The 15,968-nt window shown below is 65.6% G+C and carries 13 protein-coding genes and 1 pseudogene; 11 read left to right on the forward strand and 3 right to left on the reverse strand.

Translation table 11 applies throughout. The annotated features are described in order from the left end of the window. Positions 1–39: 39 nt before the first annotated feature. The 7 genes and pseudogenes from ACMAUO_RS17500 (at position 40) to ACMAUO_RS17530 (ending at position 7,508) form a co-directional block, all read left to right on the forward strand. Complete coding sequence (locus ACMAUO_RS17500; RefSeq protein ID WP_420358162.1) at positions 40–1,605, forward strand: TSCPD domain-containing protein; 1,566 nt, start codon at positions 40–42, stop codon at positions 1,603–1,605. Between the two features lie 37 nt (positions 1,606–1,642). Next, a complete protein-coding gene (locus ACMAUO_RS17505) occupies positions 1,643–2,107 on the forward strand; it encodes a RidA family protein (RefSeq protein ID WP_182973965.1) in 465 nt (154 codons plus the stop codon). Between the two features lie 17 nt (positions 2,108–2,124). Continuing rightward, a complete protein-coding gene (locus tag ACMAUO_RS17510) occupies positions 2,125–3,282 on the forward strand; it encodes a GNAT family N-acetyltransferase (RefSeq protein ID WP_420358163.1) in 1,158 nt (385 codons plus the stop codon). A 358-nt stretch (positions 3,283–3,640) separates the two neighbouring features. Continuing rightward, positions 3,641–4,165, forward strand: a complete 525-nt coding sequence (locus ACMAUO_RS17515; RefSeq protein WP_420358164.1) for a hypothetical protein — start codon at positions 3,641–3,643, stop codon at positions 4,163–4,165. Positions 4,166–4,248: 83 nt separating this feature from the next. After that, positions 4,249–4,410: pseudogene (locus ACMAUO_RS17520) on the forward strand (transposase); the annotation flags it as partial. A 976-nt stretch (positions 4,411–5,386) separates the two neighbouring features. Further along, the gene (locus tag ACMAUO_RS17525; RefSeq protein WP_420358165.1) at positions 5,387–6,247 is read left to right on the forward strand and encodes a glucose 1-dehydrogenase; all 861 of its coding nucleotides are present in this window, start codon (positions 5,387–5,389) and stop codon (positions 6,245–6,247) included. After that, entirely contained in the window at positions 6,240–7,508 is a 1,269-nt protein-coding gene (locus ACMAUO_RS17530; RefSeq protein WP_420358166.1) for a D-mannose isomerase, read from the forward strand. Before ACMAUO_RS17525 ends, ACMAUO_RS17530 begins: the two co-directional genes overlap by 8 nt. A 39-nt stretch (positions 7,509–7,547) precedes the next feature. On the opposite strand, the gene ACMAUO_RS17535 is transcribed toward ACMAUO_RS17530, so the two are convergent. Next, on the reverse strand, positions 7,548–8,765 hold the full coding sequence (locus ACMAUO_RS17535) for an NADP-dependent isocitrate dehydrogenase (RefSeq protein ID WP_420358167.1): 1,218 nt from the start codon (positions 8,763–8,765) through the stop codon (positions 7,548–7,550). Between the two features lie 263 nt (positions 8,766–9,028). Here ACMAUO_RS17535 and ACMAUO_RS17540 point away from each other — a divergent pair, with 263 nt between their 5' ends. The 3 genes from ACMAUO_RS17540 (at position 9,029) to ACMAUO_RS17550 (ending at position 12,211) form a co-directional block, all read left to right on the forward strand. Further along, on the forward strand, positions 9,029–9,274 hold the full coding sequence (locus ACMAUO_RS17540; protein ID WP_420358168.1) for a hypothetical protein: 246 nt from the start codon (positions 9,029–9,031) through the stop codon (positions 9,272–9,274). Between the two features lie 35 nt (positions 9,275–9,309). Further along, positions 9,310–10,296: a zinc-dependent alcohol dehydrogenase family protein gene (locus ACMAUO_RS17545; RefSeq protein WP_420358169.1), complete on the forward strand. Its 987-nt coding sequence runs from the start codon at positions 9,310–9,312 to the stop codon at positions 10,294–10,296. A gap of 154 nt (positions 10,297–10,450) precedes the next feature. Then, the gene (locus ACMAUO_RS17550; RefSeq protein WP_420358170.1) at positions 10,451–12,211 is read left to right on the forward strand and encodes a DEAD/DEAH box helicase; all 1,761 of its coding nucleotides are present in this window, start codon (positions 10,451–10,453) and stop codon (positions 12,209–12,211) included. A 61-nt stretch (positions 12,212–12,272) separates the two neighbouring features. Here the strand turns inward: ACMAUO_RS17550 and ACMAUO_RS17555 are convergent, their stop codons facing one another. Both ACMAUO_RS17555 and ACMAUO_RS17560 read right to left on the reverse strand, forming a co-directional pair. Further along, positions 12,273–13,901, reverse strand: a complete 1,629-nt coding sequence (locus ACMAUO_RS17555; RefSeq protein WP_420358171.1) for a methyl-accepting chemotaxis protein — start codon at positions 13,899–13,901, stop codon at positions 12,273–12,275. Positions 13,902–14,094: 193 nt separating this feature from the next. After that, positions 14,095–14,487 (reverse strand): hypothetical protein, encoded by a 393-nt coding sequence (locus ACMAUO_RS17560; protein WP_420358172.1) that lies wholly within the window; start codon positions 14,485–14,487, stop codon positions 14,095–14,097. Between the two features lie 227 nt (positions 14,488–14,714). On the opposite strand from ACMAUO_RS17560, the gene ACMAUO_RS17565 reads away from it, so the two are divergent. After that, entirely contained in the window at positions 14,715–15,911 is a 1,197-nt protein-coding gene (locus ACMAUO_RS17565) for a cation:proton antiporter (protein WP_420358173.1), read from the forward strand. Positions 15,912–15,968: the final 57 nt, after the last annotated feature.

The following is a 15,968-nucleotide window of genomic DNA, read 5'->3' on the forward strand; positions in this document are numbered from 1 at the left end:
GCTTCCGCCCCGTCCCGAAGCGGGCCTAGAGTGAATGCCATGACAGCCCGAAGCCACTGGAACGGCGTGCGCATGCGTACCACGCAGGCCGCCGCGGACCCGGACGACGCTCTCCGCGCCGTCACCCTCCCCGCCGACTGGGATGACGAGGCGGCGGCAGCCCTGGCGCGCCTCGCGCCCGGCCGGGGGGCCGCGCGCCTGGCAACCGAGGCGGCCCGCTGGGTGGACGACGTGGCCGTGGGCCCGCTGGCCCCGCAGGCCCGCTCGCTCTCCTGCCTGCTCATGCTGCGCCAGGCGGCCCCGACCGAGTCCCTGTGGACCGGCCAGCACGACCGGCGGCCGGGCTTCGTCGTCAATCTGGCGGGCTTCGTGCAGCCCGGCAGCGGCTTCCTGGCCGAGGATTTCGTGGCTGCGCTGCGCCTGCTCTGCCAGGTGCTGCGCGACGTGGCCGAGCGCAAGGCGGCGCTGCGCAATGGCGAACTCCCCTTCCCCGACCTCGCGCCGCCCCCGCCGTCACGCGGGCGCAAGGCCCGGCCCGAGGCCCAGCCGGCCGAGCCGCCGCCGATCGCCGGCGACCTGCTGATGACCAATCTCGACGCCTGCCTCGCGGCGCTGGGGCTGGATTACGACAGCGACGCCGGCCGCGACGTCGCGTGCAGCCTGGCATCGCTGGCCACCTCGGTCGCCCATGCGGGATGCGGGGCGGAAACCCTGCTGCTTCCCCCCGCGCGCAGCACGGTGCCCGGCCTCGCCGAAACCGCGCGCGCCGTCTGGCGCGACGCGGCGGTCGAAACCGACACCCCCCTGCCCCGCATCGAAACCGGCTTTTCCGCGCCGGGCCCGATCGACGCCCTGCTGGGGGTGGAAGCCTGCGGCCTCGCCCCCATCTTCTCGCCGCTCCGGCCCGACGGCCGGCTGGCCGCCAGCACCCTTTCCCGCCTGACGGCCCGGGGCCTGACGCCCGAGGCCGCCTTCGCCGCCGCCCTGGCGGGCGAGAGCGTGCTGCCCCTGCCGGATATCGAGGCCCACAAGGCGATGCACCGCGCGCTGGCCGGCTTCGTCGACCGCATGCCCGCCCGGCCGGACCCGACGGCCATGCCGACCCTGCGCGCCCGCCTGGCGCTCGATCGCGGCGTCCGCCGGCACCTGCCGGCCCGCCATGGCGGCTTCACGCAGAAGGCCAGCGTCGGCGGCCACCGCCTGTTCCTCCGCACGGCGGAATATGAAGACGGCTCGCTGGGCGAGGTCACCATCACCCCGGCCCGCGAGGGGCCGATGACGCGCGGCCTGCTGGACGCACTGGGCCAGGCCGTCAGCATCGGCCTGCAATATGGCGCGCCGCTGAACGATTATGTCGATGCCTTCGCCTATACCCGCTTCGGCCCCGCCGGCACGGTGGAGGGCGATCCGGTCGCCTCCTATGCGACCTCCATGCTGGATTATGCGTTCAGGGCCTTGTCGGATGCCTATCTGGGCCACAAGCTGCCCGACGCACCGCATCAGGACGACCTGACCGACATCCCGTCTCCGATGCTGCCGCTGGATTTCCCCGAGACGAAAGGGGACAATACCACCCGGCGCGGCAAACTTCGCCTGGTCGGCTAAGCGCCACGCCGCCCGTTTCGGACAAGGAGCCCCGTTCATGACCGACACCCCCGAAACCCGCCTGGACCGGCACGGCATCATCCTGCCCGTGCCCCCCGCCCCCGTCGCCACCTATGTCGCCAGCGTCCTCAGCGGCTCGCTGCTGGTCGTCTCCGGCCAGTTGCCGCTGCTCGACGGCAAGCTGTTCGCCACCGGCAAACTCGGCGCCGATGTCGCGGTCGAGGTCGGGGTCGAGGCCGCCCGCTACGCCATGATCAACGTCATCGCCCAGGTCCGCGCCGCCGTGGGCGACCTCTCGCGGGTCCGCCGCGTGGTCCGCCTCGGCGGTTTCATCTCCTGCGTCCCCAGCTTCACCCAGCATGCCACGGTCATGAACGGCGCGTCCGATCTCGCGGTCGCGATCTTCGGCGAGGCCGGGCGCCACGCCCGCTCCACCATCGGCGTCCCGTCCCTGCCGCTCGATGCCGCCGTCGAGGTCGAAGGCCTGTTCGAGATCGCCTGACCAGGGGCGGCCCGATCATGACCGCCCTGACCCTGAGCCTGCATCCCGCCATCGCCGACATCCCGGCGATGGAGTGGGATGCCTGCGCCGGCCCCGACAATCCCTTCGTCAGCCACGCCTTTCTCTCGGCGCTGGAAGACAGCGGATCGACCGGCCGCCGCACCGGCTGGCTACCCCAGCACGCCGCCATCCGCGATCCCGCCGGCCGCCTGCTGGCGGCGGCGCCGATGTACGCCAAATCGCATTCCTACGGCGAATATGTCTTCGACCACACCTGGGCCCGCGCGTTCGAGCAGGCCGGCGGCGACTACTACCCCAAATTGCAGGTTGCGGTCCCCTTCTCGCCGGTACCGGGTCCCCGTCTGCTGGTACGCCACGACGCGGCGGACCAGCCCGGCCTGCGCCAGGCCCTCGCCGGCGCCCTGCGTCAGGCCGCCACCGAACTGGGCGTCTCCTCGGTCCACGTCACCTTCTGCACCGAGGACGACTACACGCTGCTGGGCGAAGCCGGCTGGCTGCAACGGCTGGGCGTCCAATTCCACTGGGACAATGCCGGCTACGCCAGCTTCGACGATTTCCTCGCCACCCTCGCCTCGCGCAAGCGCAAGGTCCTGAAGCGCGAGCGGCGAGACGCCAATCAATGCGGCCTCACCTTCCGCACCGTGCAGGGCCGCGCAATCACGCCCGATCTCTGGGCGCATTTCTACCGCTTCTACACCGCCACCGTCGATCGCAAATGGGGCAGCGCCTACCTCACGCCCGAATTCTTCCCCCTGCTGTCGGAACGGCTGGGCGACCGCGTGGTGCTGATGCTGGCCGAACGCGACGGCACCCCCGTCGCCGGCGCGCTCAACCTGATGGGCACCGACACGCTCTATGGCCGCAACTGGGGCTGCGACGGCGACTATCCGTTCCTGCATTTCGAACTCTGCTATTACCGCGCGATCGATTTCGCCATCGCCCACGGTCTGCGCCGGGTCGAAGCCGGTGCCCAGGGCCACCACAAGATCCAGCGCGGCTACCGCCCCACCCCCACCTATTCCGCCCACTGGATCGCCCATCCCGGCCTGCGCCGCGCGGTCGCCGAATTCGTGGTCCATGAACGCGAAGCCATGCTGCACGAAATGGCGGAACTGGACGCGCAGTCGCCTTATCGTGCTGCGGGCGAGGACTGAAAGCCTCTTCTTTTTCTGAAGAAAAAGAAGCAAAAAGACTTTTATTCGTTTTTTTGGTCAGTGGTCCGGAAACCTTCCGGAACGACCGAAATAACGTTAGAGCCTGTTTTGAAATGTACGCTGGCGGCGATCCGACGCGTATCTCCAAACAGGCTCCTACCTCTGCCCTATATCGAGGTGCCGGCCGAATTGTATCTTCCGCGCCCCGATCTTTATTTCCATCAATCCTATTCCCGAAAATATCTTGTATATTTCTTTATTATTTTCAGATTGAAAGTTCGGCACCAGATATATCATCTATACGTTCGCGTATAGTCGGTAGAGCTTTGACCTGTAGAGAACCAAAGGTAAAATTGACATGGTGATGATTGAAAACAATCTGGTACAGGATCCTCCTGAGCCCTGGTTCAAGGTAGGTACCGTCCTGGTGGGAGGACTCTACCAGGTAGGCTACGCCAAAGGCCGCGACGTTATCCTGATTCATTCCGCGAGCAAGGTGACTTTGACCGATACAATTACTGGAGAAAGGCTTGCTGTTGGACAAGACGAGTTCGTAAGTGTTGAGCATTACCGTCGTTTGAAGATGTCGGGTTTTGGTTGCATGGCCGGAGAGATAATTCCCACAGCTGGCATTTGGGGCGGATATCTTCCTATCACGACATCTGACGGATTTTCGTTGTGCAAAAGGGATGCGCTTTGGCCCGCACCAGACGTCGATCTGATTTATCCTGATGGCAGAGCGGTGTGCGTAAGCACACACAACGTATGCGATATTCGCGCTTATGGGTTTTCTGATACAAGTTTCAGTTTTGTCATCGCGACGGAATCCGATGTTCAGATATTTGCTCGCTCGCATGATGCTCGTTGCGATATGAAGAGTTAAGCTTTCAGATGACAGACCAGCGGTGCCTCCCGTTTTTCGAACAGGGCGCTAAGCTGTAATCCGACCTGAGTGAGGGCGGGTTTATGGGCAAGGTTACGCGGGAACGGTATTCGGGTGAGTTCAAGTCGCGGGTCGCGCTGGAGGCGATCCGGGGTGAGCAGACGCTGGCGGAACTGGCGTCGAAGCACGGCGTGCGTCAGACGATGATCGCCCAATGGAAGCGCCAGGCGATCGAGAGCATGGCGAGAATGGGCGGAAGGAACCAAGGTTCCGTCAGCATCGCCGATGGAATGTTCCCGTAAGGTTGCGGGCGATCTACCAGAAGCCGCGCACGATGGATGCGGAGTTCAGCGTCGAGGCACTCCGGGATGCGCTGGTGCGCTACGAAACCGAGACGGAGCAGACCTCGTGGGGGCAGCTCCTCACGCCTCACATCACTGCTGCCGATCGAGTTCGTCCATGTTTTCGGGTCGGACGATCTGTAAGTTATGACAAAACATCGCGCGTACGATCCTGCAGAATATTCGTTTCTTATATTCGTCATTCACGATAGGTCTCCGTACTTCTTGGTAGAGCCCGGTCGACGGATCACGCGCTTGATAGCTGCCATTGAAGATATTGTTCCAATACATCTCGGCATAGCTATCTATCACCCTCTTGAGTTCTTCAGATTTTAACGTAACGTAGTTATTATACTCATTATCGATAAATGAATCGTCTAATTTATGAGTTTTAATATAACTTTTGACTGACAAAGAAAGATGTACATCTCGAGAATCAAGATCTTCGGGCCATAAGCCGACGTTAGCCCAATCCCTCCGAACGTTTGAGAGCATGATCGCTTCCCGTTCTGTTGATAGCACGTTCACCTCCGTCTGACCGAAGCAAGCGACTTCGAAACAACTGCGATCATGATGCCTCACTACGTGGATCAGTGCGAGTCTGTATAAGAAGCTGTTTGCAAAGTCATCCTGTCGGCGATCCAACGCGCATACAACGAAAATCCGGTGCTGCCTGGATGATAAGCGGGAAATCTTTTTGCTTCTCTTTTTTCAGGAAAGAACATCTTCGAACGTCCCCAAATTAAGAAACAATCAAGGAACCTGAACAAGAGTTTAGGCAACGCTTCCCGCCCCCAGCGTGTTTGCACGGTGAGGCAGCGGTTGCCAGAGGGGAGACCGTTACCTGCCAGTCCACGATTTTCCCGCAGGAGACACCCTCATGACCCAGACCATTCCACCCCAGAGCCAGGACCATCAGCCGGGCGTCGAACGCCTGATGAAACCCCAGGCGGAGCATATCCGCGCCGATTATCGCGGCAGCGGCAAATTGCAGGGGCGGCGCGCACTGATCACGGGCGGCGACAGCGGCATCGGCCGCGCGGCAGCCCTGCATTTCGCACGCGAGGGTGCGAATGTCGCAATCCTCTATCTGGAAGAAACCGAAGACGCGCAGGAAACGATCCGCCTCGTCGAGGCCGAAGGCGCAAAAGGCCTGGCGATCGAAGGCGACGTGTCAGACAGCACCGTCTGCAACGACGCAGTATCCCGCACGGTCGAGGCATTCGGCGGCCTGGACATCGTGGTGAACAATGCCGGCGTCCAATATGTCAGCGAAGACCTGACCGATATTACCGACGAGACGTGGCAGCGCCACATGAACGTCAACATCAACGGTTATTTCTACATCACGCGCGCTGCCCTGCCCCATCTCGGCAAAGGCAGCGCCATCATCAACACATCGTCGATCAACGCCTTCGCCGGCAACAAATCCCTGGTCGCCTACACCACCACCAAGGCAGCCGAAATGGGCTTCACCCGCGCGCTGGCCCTGCAACTCGCCGACAAGGGCATCCGGGTCAACGCCGTCGCACCCGGCCCGGTCTGGACACCGCTGCAACCGGCAAGCTGGGGGCCGATCGACCCACAGGAAGTGGCCGACCTGGGCAAGGACACACCGCTGGGCCGGATCGGCCAGCCGAGCGAACTCGGCCCGGCATATGTCTACCTGGCGTCGCAGGATGCGTCCTACGTCACGGGCCAGACCGTCCACGTCAATGGCGGCATGATCATCAATGGCTGAGCCGCTCCCCTCGCTGATGCTGCCGGCCTCAAGCTGGCTGCGCGCGTCCACGCATCGCCGCTGGCTCGACCTTCAGGGCCAGCGCCTGCTGGATTTCTCCAAACCCTCGCGGGTCGATGCAGGCTTCGCCCCCCTGGACAATGACGGCCGGCTGACGCCGGGCAAACCGGCCGACACGATCCTGACCGCGCGGATGACGCATGTCTACGCGGTCGCCGCCGGGCGCGGCCTGCCCGGATGCGCCCCGCTGGCGGCCCACGGCGTCGCCAGCCTGCTGGGCCCGTTGCGCGACCAGACGCATGGCGGCTGGTTCGAAGGCGCGGAACAGGACGGAAAAAGGCCGGGGAACGGCCGCAAGCAGGCCTACCTGCACGCCTTCGTGGCGCTCGCCGCCTCTTCGGCGGTGGTGCAGCGTATCCCAGGCGCCGACGGCCTGCTCGACGACGCGCTCTCCATATGGGACCGGCATTTCTGGAGCGAGGAAGAAGGCGTCTTCCGCGAAAGCTTCGCGGCGGACTGGACGGATGAGGAAGCCTATCGCGGCGCCAATGCCAACATGCATTCGGTGGAAGCCTGCATGGCGGTCGCCGACGTCACCGGCAAGCCGCTCTGGCGCCACCGCGCCCTCAGGGTCGCCGAACGCTTCATCCATACTTTCGCCCGCAACGCCGCCTATGCCGTCCCGGAGCATTTCGATCTCGACTGGACGATCCTGAAGGATTTCCACAAGGACAAACCAACCGACGACCTGCGTCCCTATGGCATGACACCGGGGCATTTCGTCGAATGGTCGCACCTGATGCTCAAGCTGGAAGCCGCCCTGCTGCGCGCGGACGGCACCGCGCCGTCATGGCTGCTGGAAGACGCCATCGGCCTGTTCCATCGCGGCATCAAGGCCGGCTGGGCGCGCGACGGCGCACCGGGCCTGCTCTATACCATCGACTGGTCCGGGGAGCCGGTCGTGCACAACCGCCCCCACTGGTGCCAGGCCGAGGCGCTGACCGCCGCCGCCGCGCTGCTGAAGCGCACGGGTCACGCCGAATATGAACGATGGTACCAGACGATCTGGGACTATATCGACCTGCACATGATCGACCGCAGGCAGGGCGGCTGGCTCCAGGAACTGGACCGGAACAACCGCCCTTCGGCCGTGGTCTACAAAGGCAAGGCCGATCTCTACCACGCCTGGCAGGCGACGCTGACGCCGCTCCTGCCCCTGGCGCCGAGTTTCGCGACAGCAATCGCAATCCTCGACCAATAAAAAAAGCGGCCAGGCCATCAAGCCCGGCCGCCCTGTGCGTCAGGCGGCGATCGCCTTGCGCAGGTTGGTGTCCAGCACTGCCAGGAATTCCTGGGTCGTCAGCCACTTCGCATCCGGCCCGATCAGCAGGGCCAGGTCCTTGGTCATCTGGCCCGCCTCGACCGTCTCGACGCAGACACGTTCCAGCGTCTCGGCGAAATGGGTCACGTCGGGCGTGTTGTCGAACCGGCCGCGATAGGCCAGGCCGCGCGTCCAGGCGAAGATCGAGGCGATCGGGTTCGTGCTGGTCGGCCGGCCCTTCTGGTGCTCGCGATAATGGCGGGTCACCGTGCCGTGCGCGGCCTCGGATTCCACCACGTCGCCGGTCGGGTTCAGCAGGACCGACGTCATCAGCCCCAGGCTGCCGAAGCCCTGCGCCACGATGTCGCTCTCCACGTCGCCGTCATAGTTCTTGCACGCCCACACATAGCCGCCGCTCCATTTCAGGGCGGAGGCCACCATGTCGTCGATCAGGCGATGCTCGTAGGTCAGGCCCAGCTTCTCGAAATCGGCCTTGAACTCGGCGTCGTAGATCTCCTGGAACACATCCTTGAACATGCCGTCATAGGCCTTCAGGATGGTGTTCTTGGTCGAGAGATAGACCGGCAGCTTGCGGTCGCGGCCATAAGTCAGCGACGCGCGGGCAAAACCCTCGATCGAAGCCTTGGTATTGTGCATGCCAAGCGCGACGCCGGGGCCCTTGAAATCATGCACGTCGAGCGTGACGGGCGCGCTGCCATCGGCCGGCGTGTAGGTCAGGGTCACCTTGCCGGGGCCGGGGATCTTGGTCTCGGTGGCGCGATAGATGTCGCCATAGGCATGGCGGCCGATGACGATCGGCTGCGTCCAGTGCGGCACCAGGCGCGGCACGTTGGAGCAGATGATCGGCTCGCGGAAGATCGTCCCGTCGAGGATGTTGCGGATCGTGCCGTTGGGCGAGCGCCACATCTTCTTCAGCCCGAACTCGGTCACGCGGGCTTCGTCGGGGGTGATCGTCGCGCACTTCACGCCGACCCGGTATTTCTTGATCGCCTCGGCGGCCTCGACGGTCACCCGGTCGTCGGTGGCGTCGCGGTGCTCGATTCCCAGATCGTAATATTTCAGGTCGATATCGAGGTACGGGAGAATCAGCTTCTCCTTGATGAAGCTCCAGATGATCCGCGTCATCTCATCGCCGTCGAGTTCGACGACCGGTTCCTTCACCTTGATCTTGGCCATACGGCTTTTCCTCTTGGTTCTGCTTGCCTACGGGGGCGAACACTTCGTGGGGGCCGGAGGAACCTGACGGTCCCCGGCCTGCCCCCGCCCTATCCTGGCCGCGCGATGCGCCAGCCGCGAAATCCGGGCCCAATGTCATACCGGCCCGCAAGGAGACTGCCTAGCAGTCCTCGCAACTCTGTTATGACGATCGCGGTATTCTACTTGCGAATGATTATCATTTTAATATAATGGACAGCACACCTTGCCCGATGGAGTCCCGGATGCAGCGCCATCTCTCGACCGGTTCCAGCCTGATCGCCGCCCTGCTGGCCCATGATCGGACCGGCCGCTCATGCCCCCGCCGCGACCGCGCGGGCAACCCGCCCGACCACACCACCCCCGACCGCCATCCCTCCCCCTCGCCCTGGCCGCACCCTTCGCGCACCCCCCTGGGATCACGATCGGGTCATCCCCTGGGCGCGCTGATCCAGATCATAGCGCAGGGCCATGCCGACATGATGGAGTAAGCGGGCAATCCCGACCACGCGCCGGAGGCCCGACCATGCATGCGATGAGACTGGACGCCCCGCACACCCAACTGCAATGGGTGGAACTGCCCGACCGCCAGCCCGGCCCCGGCGAGATCCGGGTGCGGGTCTGCGCCTGCGGCGTCTGCCGCACCGACCTGCATGTGGTCGATGGCGACCTGCCCTTTCCCGGCCACCCGGTCATCCCGGGGCACGAGATCGTGGGCCGGATCGACGCGCTGGGCGAAGGGGTGCAGGGCCTGCATCTGGGGCAGCGGGTCGGCATTCCCTGGCTGGGCCATACCTGCGGCGTCTGCCGCTACTGCCACAGCGGCCACGAAAATCTCTGCGACCACCCGCTTTTCACCGGCTACACCCGCGACGGCGGCTACGCCACGGCCGCCATCGCCGATGCGCAATACGCCTTCCCCCTGGGCGAGGAAGGCGACGATGTCGACCTGGCCCCGCTGCTATGCGCGGGCCTGATCGGCTGGCGATCGCTGGTCATGGCCGGCGAGGACGCCCGGACGGTGGGCCTCTACGGCTTCGGCGCCGCCGCCCATATCATTGCGCAGGTCGCCATCTGGCAGGGCCGCAAGGTCTACGGCTTCACCCGTCCGGGCGACAGCAAGACGCAGGATTTCGCGCGCGGCCTCGGCGCGGTCTGGGCCGGCGGATCGGACGAACCGCCGCCCGAACCGCTGGATGCCGCCATCATCTTCGCGCCGGTGGGCGCGCTGGTCCCCGCCGCCCTGCGCGCGGTGCGCAAGGGCGGCCGTGTGGTCTGCGCCGGCATCCATATGAGCGAGATCCCGGCCTTTTCCTACGATCTGCTGTGGGAGGAGCGGCAACTGGTCTCGGTCGCCAACCTGACGCGACAGGACGGGATCGACTTCCTGTCCCTGGCGCCCAAGATCGGCATCCGCACCAGCACGACGCGCTATCCCCTGCGCGACGCCAACCGCGCGCTGGACGATCTGCGCGCCGGACGGTTCGAGGGCGCGGCCGTCCTGGTTCCCTGATCCCGGCGGCAGAAGCCCTGCCCTGCGCGGCGAGAGTGCTTTCTCTCTGGTGTTTTCGGCGGCAATTCTTTATGGAGCGCGATCCCGCCACCGTGCCCTCGCCTGTCTCGCGCCACGTCGCGACGTGGCCTCTTCTGTCCGGATGATCCGCCCCATGCCTTTTCCCGAAACCCATCCCGCCCTTCGGCGCGCCCTCGACGCGCGCGGCTATGACGAGCCCACGCCGGTCCAGCAGGCCGTGCTGGATGTCGCGGCGGACGGCAAGGATCTGCTGGTGTCGGCCCAGACCGGATCGGGCAAGACGGTCGCCTTCGGGCTGGCCATGGCCGACACGCTGCTGGGCGGGGCGGAACGCTTCGGGCCGGCCGGCGCGCCCCTGGCCGTCATCGTCGCCCCCACGCGCGAGCTGGCCATGCAGGTGCAGCGTGAACTGACATGGCTGTACGCGCCGGCGGGCGGGCGCATCGTCTCGTGCATCGGCGGCATGGACGCGCGGCGCGAGGCAAGGGCACTGGAACTCGGCGCCCATATCGTCGTCGGCACCCCCGGGCGGCTCTGCGATCACCAGCGCCGCGGCCGTCTGGTCCTGTCCGACCTGCGCGTCGTGGTGCTGGACGAAGCCGACGAGATGCTCGACCTCGGCTTCCGCGAGGAACTGGAACAGTTGCTGGACGCGATGCCCGCCACGCGCCGCACGCTGCTGTTCTCGGCCACCATCGCCAAGGAAATCGCCTCGCTGGCACGGCGCTACCAGCGCGACGCGCTGCGCATCGACACGCTGTCGGGCGCCCGCCAGCATGCCGACATCACCTATCGCGCCGTGCTGACCGACCCGCGCGAAATCATCCCGGCGGTCGTCAACATCCTGCGCTATACCGACAGCCCCACCTCCATGGTGTTCTGCGCCACCCGCGAACTGGTGCGCCACATGCAGGGCGCGCTGCTGGAGCGCGGCTTCGCCTCGGTCGCGCTGTCGGGCGAACTGGGCCAGAATGAGCGCACCCGCGCCATCGACAGCCTGCGCACCGGCCAGGCCAGCGTCTGCGTCGCGACCGACGTGGCGGCGCGCGGCATCGACATCCCGGCACTCGCCCTGGTGGTGCATGCCAGCCTGCCGACCGACAGCGCCACCCTGCTGCACCGTTCGGGCCGTACCGGCCGCGCCGGCCGCAAGGGCGTCTGCGCCCTGGTGGTGCCGGTCTCGATGCGCCGCCGCGCCGAGCGGCTGCTGGCCATGGCCAAGGTCACGGCGGAATGGACCGCCGTTCCCACCGCCGACGCCATCCGCGCCCAGGATTTCGAACGGCTGCTGACCGACCCGGGCCTGACCGAGGCCGCCGCCCCCGGCGACGAGGAACAGGTCGCCCGCCTGGCCGCCGACCGCACGCCCGAACAGCTGGCGACCGCCCTGCTGCAAATGTACCGCGCCCGCCTGCCGGACCCGGAGGACATCCGCCCCCTGCGCGTCGATGCCCCCCGCCCGGCGCGTGACGGCGAACCCGCCGCCCGCCGCGAGCGCCCGGCCCGCGACGAACAGGGCCCGCGCGGCGACGGCGTGTGGTTCTCCATGAGTGTCGGACGGCAGGACAAGGCCGATCCGAAATGGCTGGTGCCGCTGATCTGCCGCCTGGGCGGCGTGCGCAAGAACGAGATCGGCTCGATCCGCATCGCCGGCGACCATACGCTGTTCGAAATCGCCACGGCCTCGGCCGAGCGCTTCAGCGCCTGCGTCGCCGCCACGGATTCCGACGAAGTCCAGATCAGCGCGGCACAAGCTCCGGCCGGCGGCGGCGGCGGTGGCCGGGGCGGCCCCGGCGGCGCCCCGCGCGGACGTGGAGGTCCCCGTGGTGTCCCGTCAGGCGCTCCCCGGCGTCGTCCGGCGGCAAGCCCGTCATCGCGCAAGCGCGGCGCATAAAACCGCCAGAAATCGTCATCTGCCCGGATCACAATATCCGGGCAGAACCCGATTGAGGGACTTACGCCACCGAGTCCACGACCTCCGCTGCCGCTGCCGGCTTCGTCGCTGGCAGAATACGATCGAACATTTCGCCCAGAGTAAAGCGGGCGACCGTTCCCTGCATGCGCCGCGTCTCGCGCACCAGGCTCAACGAAGCGGCGGTGACCTCCTCGCCCATCGCGGCATTCTTCTGGGTCGAGGCGTCGATTTCCCGCACATTATCCGCGATATGCCGGACTTCGGTCGCCTGCGTCCGCACGGACGCGACGATCACCCCGAGATGCCGCGTGATACCGTCCATAACAGCCGATACCCGTCCCAGCGATCCATCGGCCTCGCCGACCAGGCCGACACCCTGGTCGATGGACAGGACCGCTTCGCGAATCTTCTGCCGGATGTCCCGGGCCTGCTCGGTCGAGCGGGTCGCCAGATTGCGGATTTCCGTTGCCACCACGGCGAAACCACGCCCGGCCTCACCCGCCCGCGCCGCCTCGACGCCCGCATTCAGCGACAACAGATTGGTCTGCAACGCGATATCGTCGATCACCCCGATGATCGTCTCGATATCGCGGGACGAATTCTTGATGACCGTCATCGTTTCCGTGACCTTGTCCATCGCCTGGATCGTCACACGCATCGACGGCCCCACCGTCTCCACCAGTTTCCCGGCCTCGGACGCCGCCTGCGAGGCATCGCGCGTGCCGTCGGAGAATGTGGCGATGCCGGCCGACATGCTGCCGACATCCCGGGCCTGCCCCTCGGTACGGCCGGCAAGATCGCCAACCGCTGACGAAATCTCCGCCGACGCCGCGGCAACGGCCTGGATGCTCTGCTTCACTTCATTGAATGCCGTGGCCAATTGCGCGATGGATGCGTTGAAGGCCTGCGTCAGGCACGCATAATCCGGCGCGATCTCGCCTTCGATCCGCACCAGCAGATTGCCGCCGGCAACCTCCGACAGAGCCCTGTCGAGTTCGGCAATGAATGCCGTCGTCTCGACTTCCTTCCGGCGGATCCGCTCCATGCTGGCTTCCAGATTGGCGCTCAGCTTGATCTGCTCCGCATGGGCATCGTCCGCCTGCTGCTTGCGCCGCTCCGCTTCAGCGCGGCGATGGTCGGCATCCCGCGAAAGGGCATCGGATACCTTGAACGCCTGACGCAGCGAGGCTGCCAGCCAGACCAGCGCCACCGTCTCCACGATCAGGATCACCGCATGCAGAACGAGGCGGAAACTGTCGCAGCCGCCGGGATAAAGCAGGTCGGGGCGATAGAAATTGAGGCCGATATGCTGCACCGCCACCATCAGGGCGGCTATCACGATGGCGGAACAATCACAGGTCGCCGCGACAAACGCCAGCGCGGCAAAGTAGCCCATATGCACATCGACCTGGAGCTTGTTGCCCGCCAGCAACGCGATGATGGCCGAAATGTTCGAAACGATCCCGAGACTGGCCGCCGACGAGATCCAGGAAGACGCGGCACCACCGAGCATGAGGGCGAGTGCCAGTGCATTCAAGCCGATGCTGGCCAGAAACCAGGCATATCCGCCGAAACCATAAAAACACATTCCTCCCACGATCAGGGCAAGAACGGCATTCAGGGCCAGAAGAAAAAAGAGAGCCCTTTTCGTTATGATTTCAAACGACATGTCATGACCACCTTCCATCACTGAAAATGGCGTCTTCCCGGTGGCATGGACGATCGGACTGGAAACACCGATGCGCAGGTCGCAGACCGACTGATCATGGCACATGACAGCGGGCATGGCGTCGGGAGCGCCGACGTCATCGGAACATGAAATGCGCGCCGGTTCACCCCGGCGCGCATTTCCACTCCGGCTTTTACAGCCCGCCCGTCAGCACGCCGGCAGCATTTGCACTGGTCTTCTGGCCCAGGGCGTTCAGGCTGTTCTGTTCAGTCGTGCCGGCAGCGCGCACACGATCCATCTGGGTCTGCGGCAGGTTGCGTGCCGCATTGACCGTATCGCGGCCGCTCTGCACGCGCTGCTGCACTCCCTTGGTCACCCCGTCGCGATAGGCTTTGCCACGGCCCGCGAGGCAGTCTTCGCGCTGGGCCAGCCGACCGGCGACATCCCATCCCGGCGACTTGGACTGGGTGCCTGACTGGGCGCAGGCGGCATCATCCGCCGCACGGGCAACCGGCATCGCGATGGAGAGCCCAGCCAGAACGGTCATGGGCATGGAGAGAGCAAGCAGGTATTTCCGGATCGTCATCGGTCGATTCTCATATTCTGTGACAACAGCGCACGGAACCATGCCGCGATGGCGGGAATAGGTCCATCGTATGGCAGAACCGGGTCTGCCGCATGGGTCGGCGCCACCTGCAGCATTCCCCAGTTTTCCAGACCATCGAGCACCCCGATTTGATCCCGGGCCCTCCCCTCATATATTCATGGTACGCATAAATAACGGTCATCAGTGGGCTGGAAGGCAGAGACAGCATGAATGTCATCGCGGATTTCGGGGTGTTCGTGGTGATTCCCTGGCTGATCTGGCGCCTGTTGCGACGGACGATTCCGATCGTGGTCCTGCCGATCGTCGTGGGTATCCTGATCGCCGTGACAGGCTGGCCCATCGGCCGGCTGGGCGTGCCCTCGGCCATCGGAGACATGATCGGCTGGATAGCCGTGCTGATCCTGGCCTTCACCGCCGGGTTGGAAATGTGGCAGCACCCCGGCGAAGACCCCGCGGCAGCCATGCCCGAAACCTCGCTGCCCCGCCTGCTTGGCAGCGCCTTCGTCGCTCTGGCCGTTCCATTCGGCATCGGCACGCTGCTGGTCCACGCGGTGCTGATGCCGCGGCCCGACTGGCAGACGCCGGACGGCCAGAACTGGATCGGTGCGATGGCAATCGGCCTGTGCATCGCCGTCAGCGCCCTGCCGGTGCTGATCGGTATCGTCCGCGAACTGGCCCCCGCCCAACGGGGAATCGGGCAACTGGCGCTGCGGCTGGCGGTGGTGGACGACATGGCCCTGTGGACCGGGCTGGCCGCGCTGCAATTCGCGGCCAAGGGCGCCTCGGCCCTGCATGGATGGAGCCATGTCCAGATCCTGGCGATGCTGCTGATGGGCGCGATGATGGCGGTCGGCGGCTGGGCGGCCCGCCGCTTTCCTTCGCCGCCCCTGTGGCTGATCTGGGCCGTGCTGCCGGTCTGGCTGGCGGCCGGATCATGGGCCAGCATGCAACTGGGCCTGCACGAACTGATCGGCGCCTATGCCGCTGGCGCGCTGATGCCACCGCGCTGGGTCCGTCGCCTGCCGGTCGAGCGAGCGGGCAGCCTGGCGCTGATCTGGCTGGCCCCTCTCTTCTTCGGCCATAGCGGCATGCATATCGATGGCCGGGCACTCACCTTCCCATCCGTCCTGGCATCGCTGCTGCTGGTGGGGGTGTCGATCGCCAGCAAGCTGGGCGCGGTATGGCTGTATCCGCCGGCACCCGGCCTGCGCAGCCGGCAGGCGCTGGCGGCCGGTGCCCTGCTGCAATGCAAGGGACTGATGGAAATCGTGGCCGCCACCATTCTGCACCAGCGCGGCATGGTCTCGAACTTCGCTTTCGCCTCGCTCATGCTGTTGGCCGTGATCTCGACCGTGCTGACCGGCCCGATGTTCCGCCTCTTCGGCGGCGGCCGCCAGGCATGAGCGCGCTCCCTCTCGACGGCGCCCGGCATGCGGGCCAGGATGCACCTTCTATCCGCA

This window comes from Gluconacetobacter brunescens (genome assembly GCF_048695475.1).
Taxonomy (GTDB): Bacteria; Pseudomonadota; Alphaproteobacteria; order Acetobacterales; family Acetobacteraceae; genus Gluconacetobacter.

Coding starts and splice junctions, on each gene's coding strand:
- ACMAUO_RS17500 (WP_420358162.1), top strand. CDS start 40: ATGACAGCCCGAAGCCACTGGAACGGCGTGCGCATGCGTACCACGCAG.
- ACMAUO_RS17505 (WP_182973965.1), top strand. CDS start 1,643: ATGACCGACACCCCCGAAACCCGCCTGGACCGGCACGGCATCATCCTG.
- ACMAUO_RS17510 (WP_420358163.1), top strand. CDS start 2,125: ATGACCGCCCTGACCCTGAGCCTGCATCCCGCCATCGCCGACATCCCG.
- ACMAUO_RS17515 (WP_420358164.1), top strand. CDS start 3,641: ATGGTGATGATTGAAAACAATCTGGTACAGGATCCTCCTGAGCCCTGG.
- ACMAUO_RS17525 (WP_420358165.1), top strand. CDS start 5,387: ATGACCCAGACCATTCCACCCCAGAGCCAGGACCATCAGCCGGGCGTC.
- ACMAUO_RS17530 (WP_420358166.1), top strand. CDS start 6,240: ATGGCTGAGCCGCTCCCCTCGCTGATGCTGCCGGCCTCAAGCTGGCTG.
- ACMAUO_RS17535 (WP_420358167.1), bottom strand. CDS start 8,765: ATGGCCAAGATCAAGGTGAAGGAACCGGTCGTCGAACTCGACGGCGAT.
- ACMAUO_RS17540 (WP_420358168.1), top strand. CDS start 9,029: ATGCAGCGCCATCTCTCGACCGGTTCCAGCCTGATCGCCGCCCTGCTG.
- ACMAUO_RS17545 (WP_420358169.1), top strand. CDS start 9,310: ATGCATGCGATGAGACTGGACGCCCCGCACACCCAACTGCAATGGGTG.
- ACMAUO_RS17550 (WP_420358170.1), top strand. CDS start 10,451: ATGCCTTTTCCCGAAACCCATCCCGCCCTTCGGCGCGCCCTCGACGCG.
- ACMAUO_RS17555 (WP_420358171.1), bottom strand. CDS start 13,901: ATGTCGTTTGAAATCATAACGAAAAGGGCTCTCTTTTTTCTTCTGGCC.
- ACMAUO_RS17560 (WP_420358172.1), bottom strand. CDS start 14,487: ATGACGATCCGGAAATACCTGCTTGCTCTCTCCATGCCCATGACCGTT.
- ACMAUO_RS17565 (WP_420358173.1), top strand. CDS start 14,715: ATGAATGTCATCGCGGATTTCGGGGTGTTCGTGGTGATTCCCTGGCTG.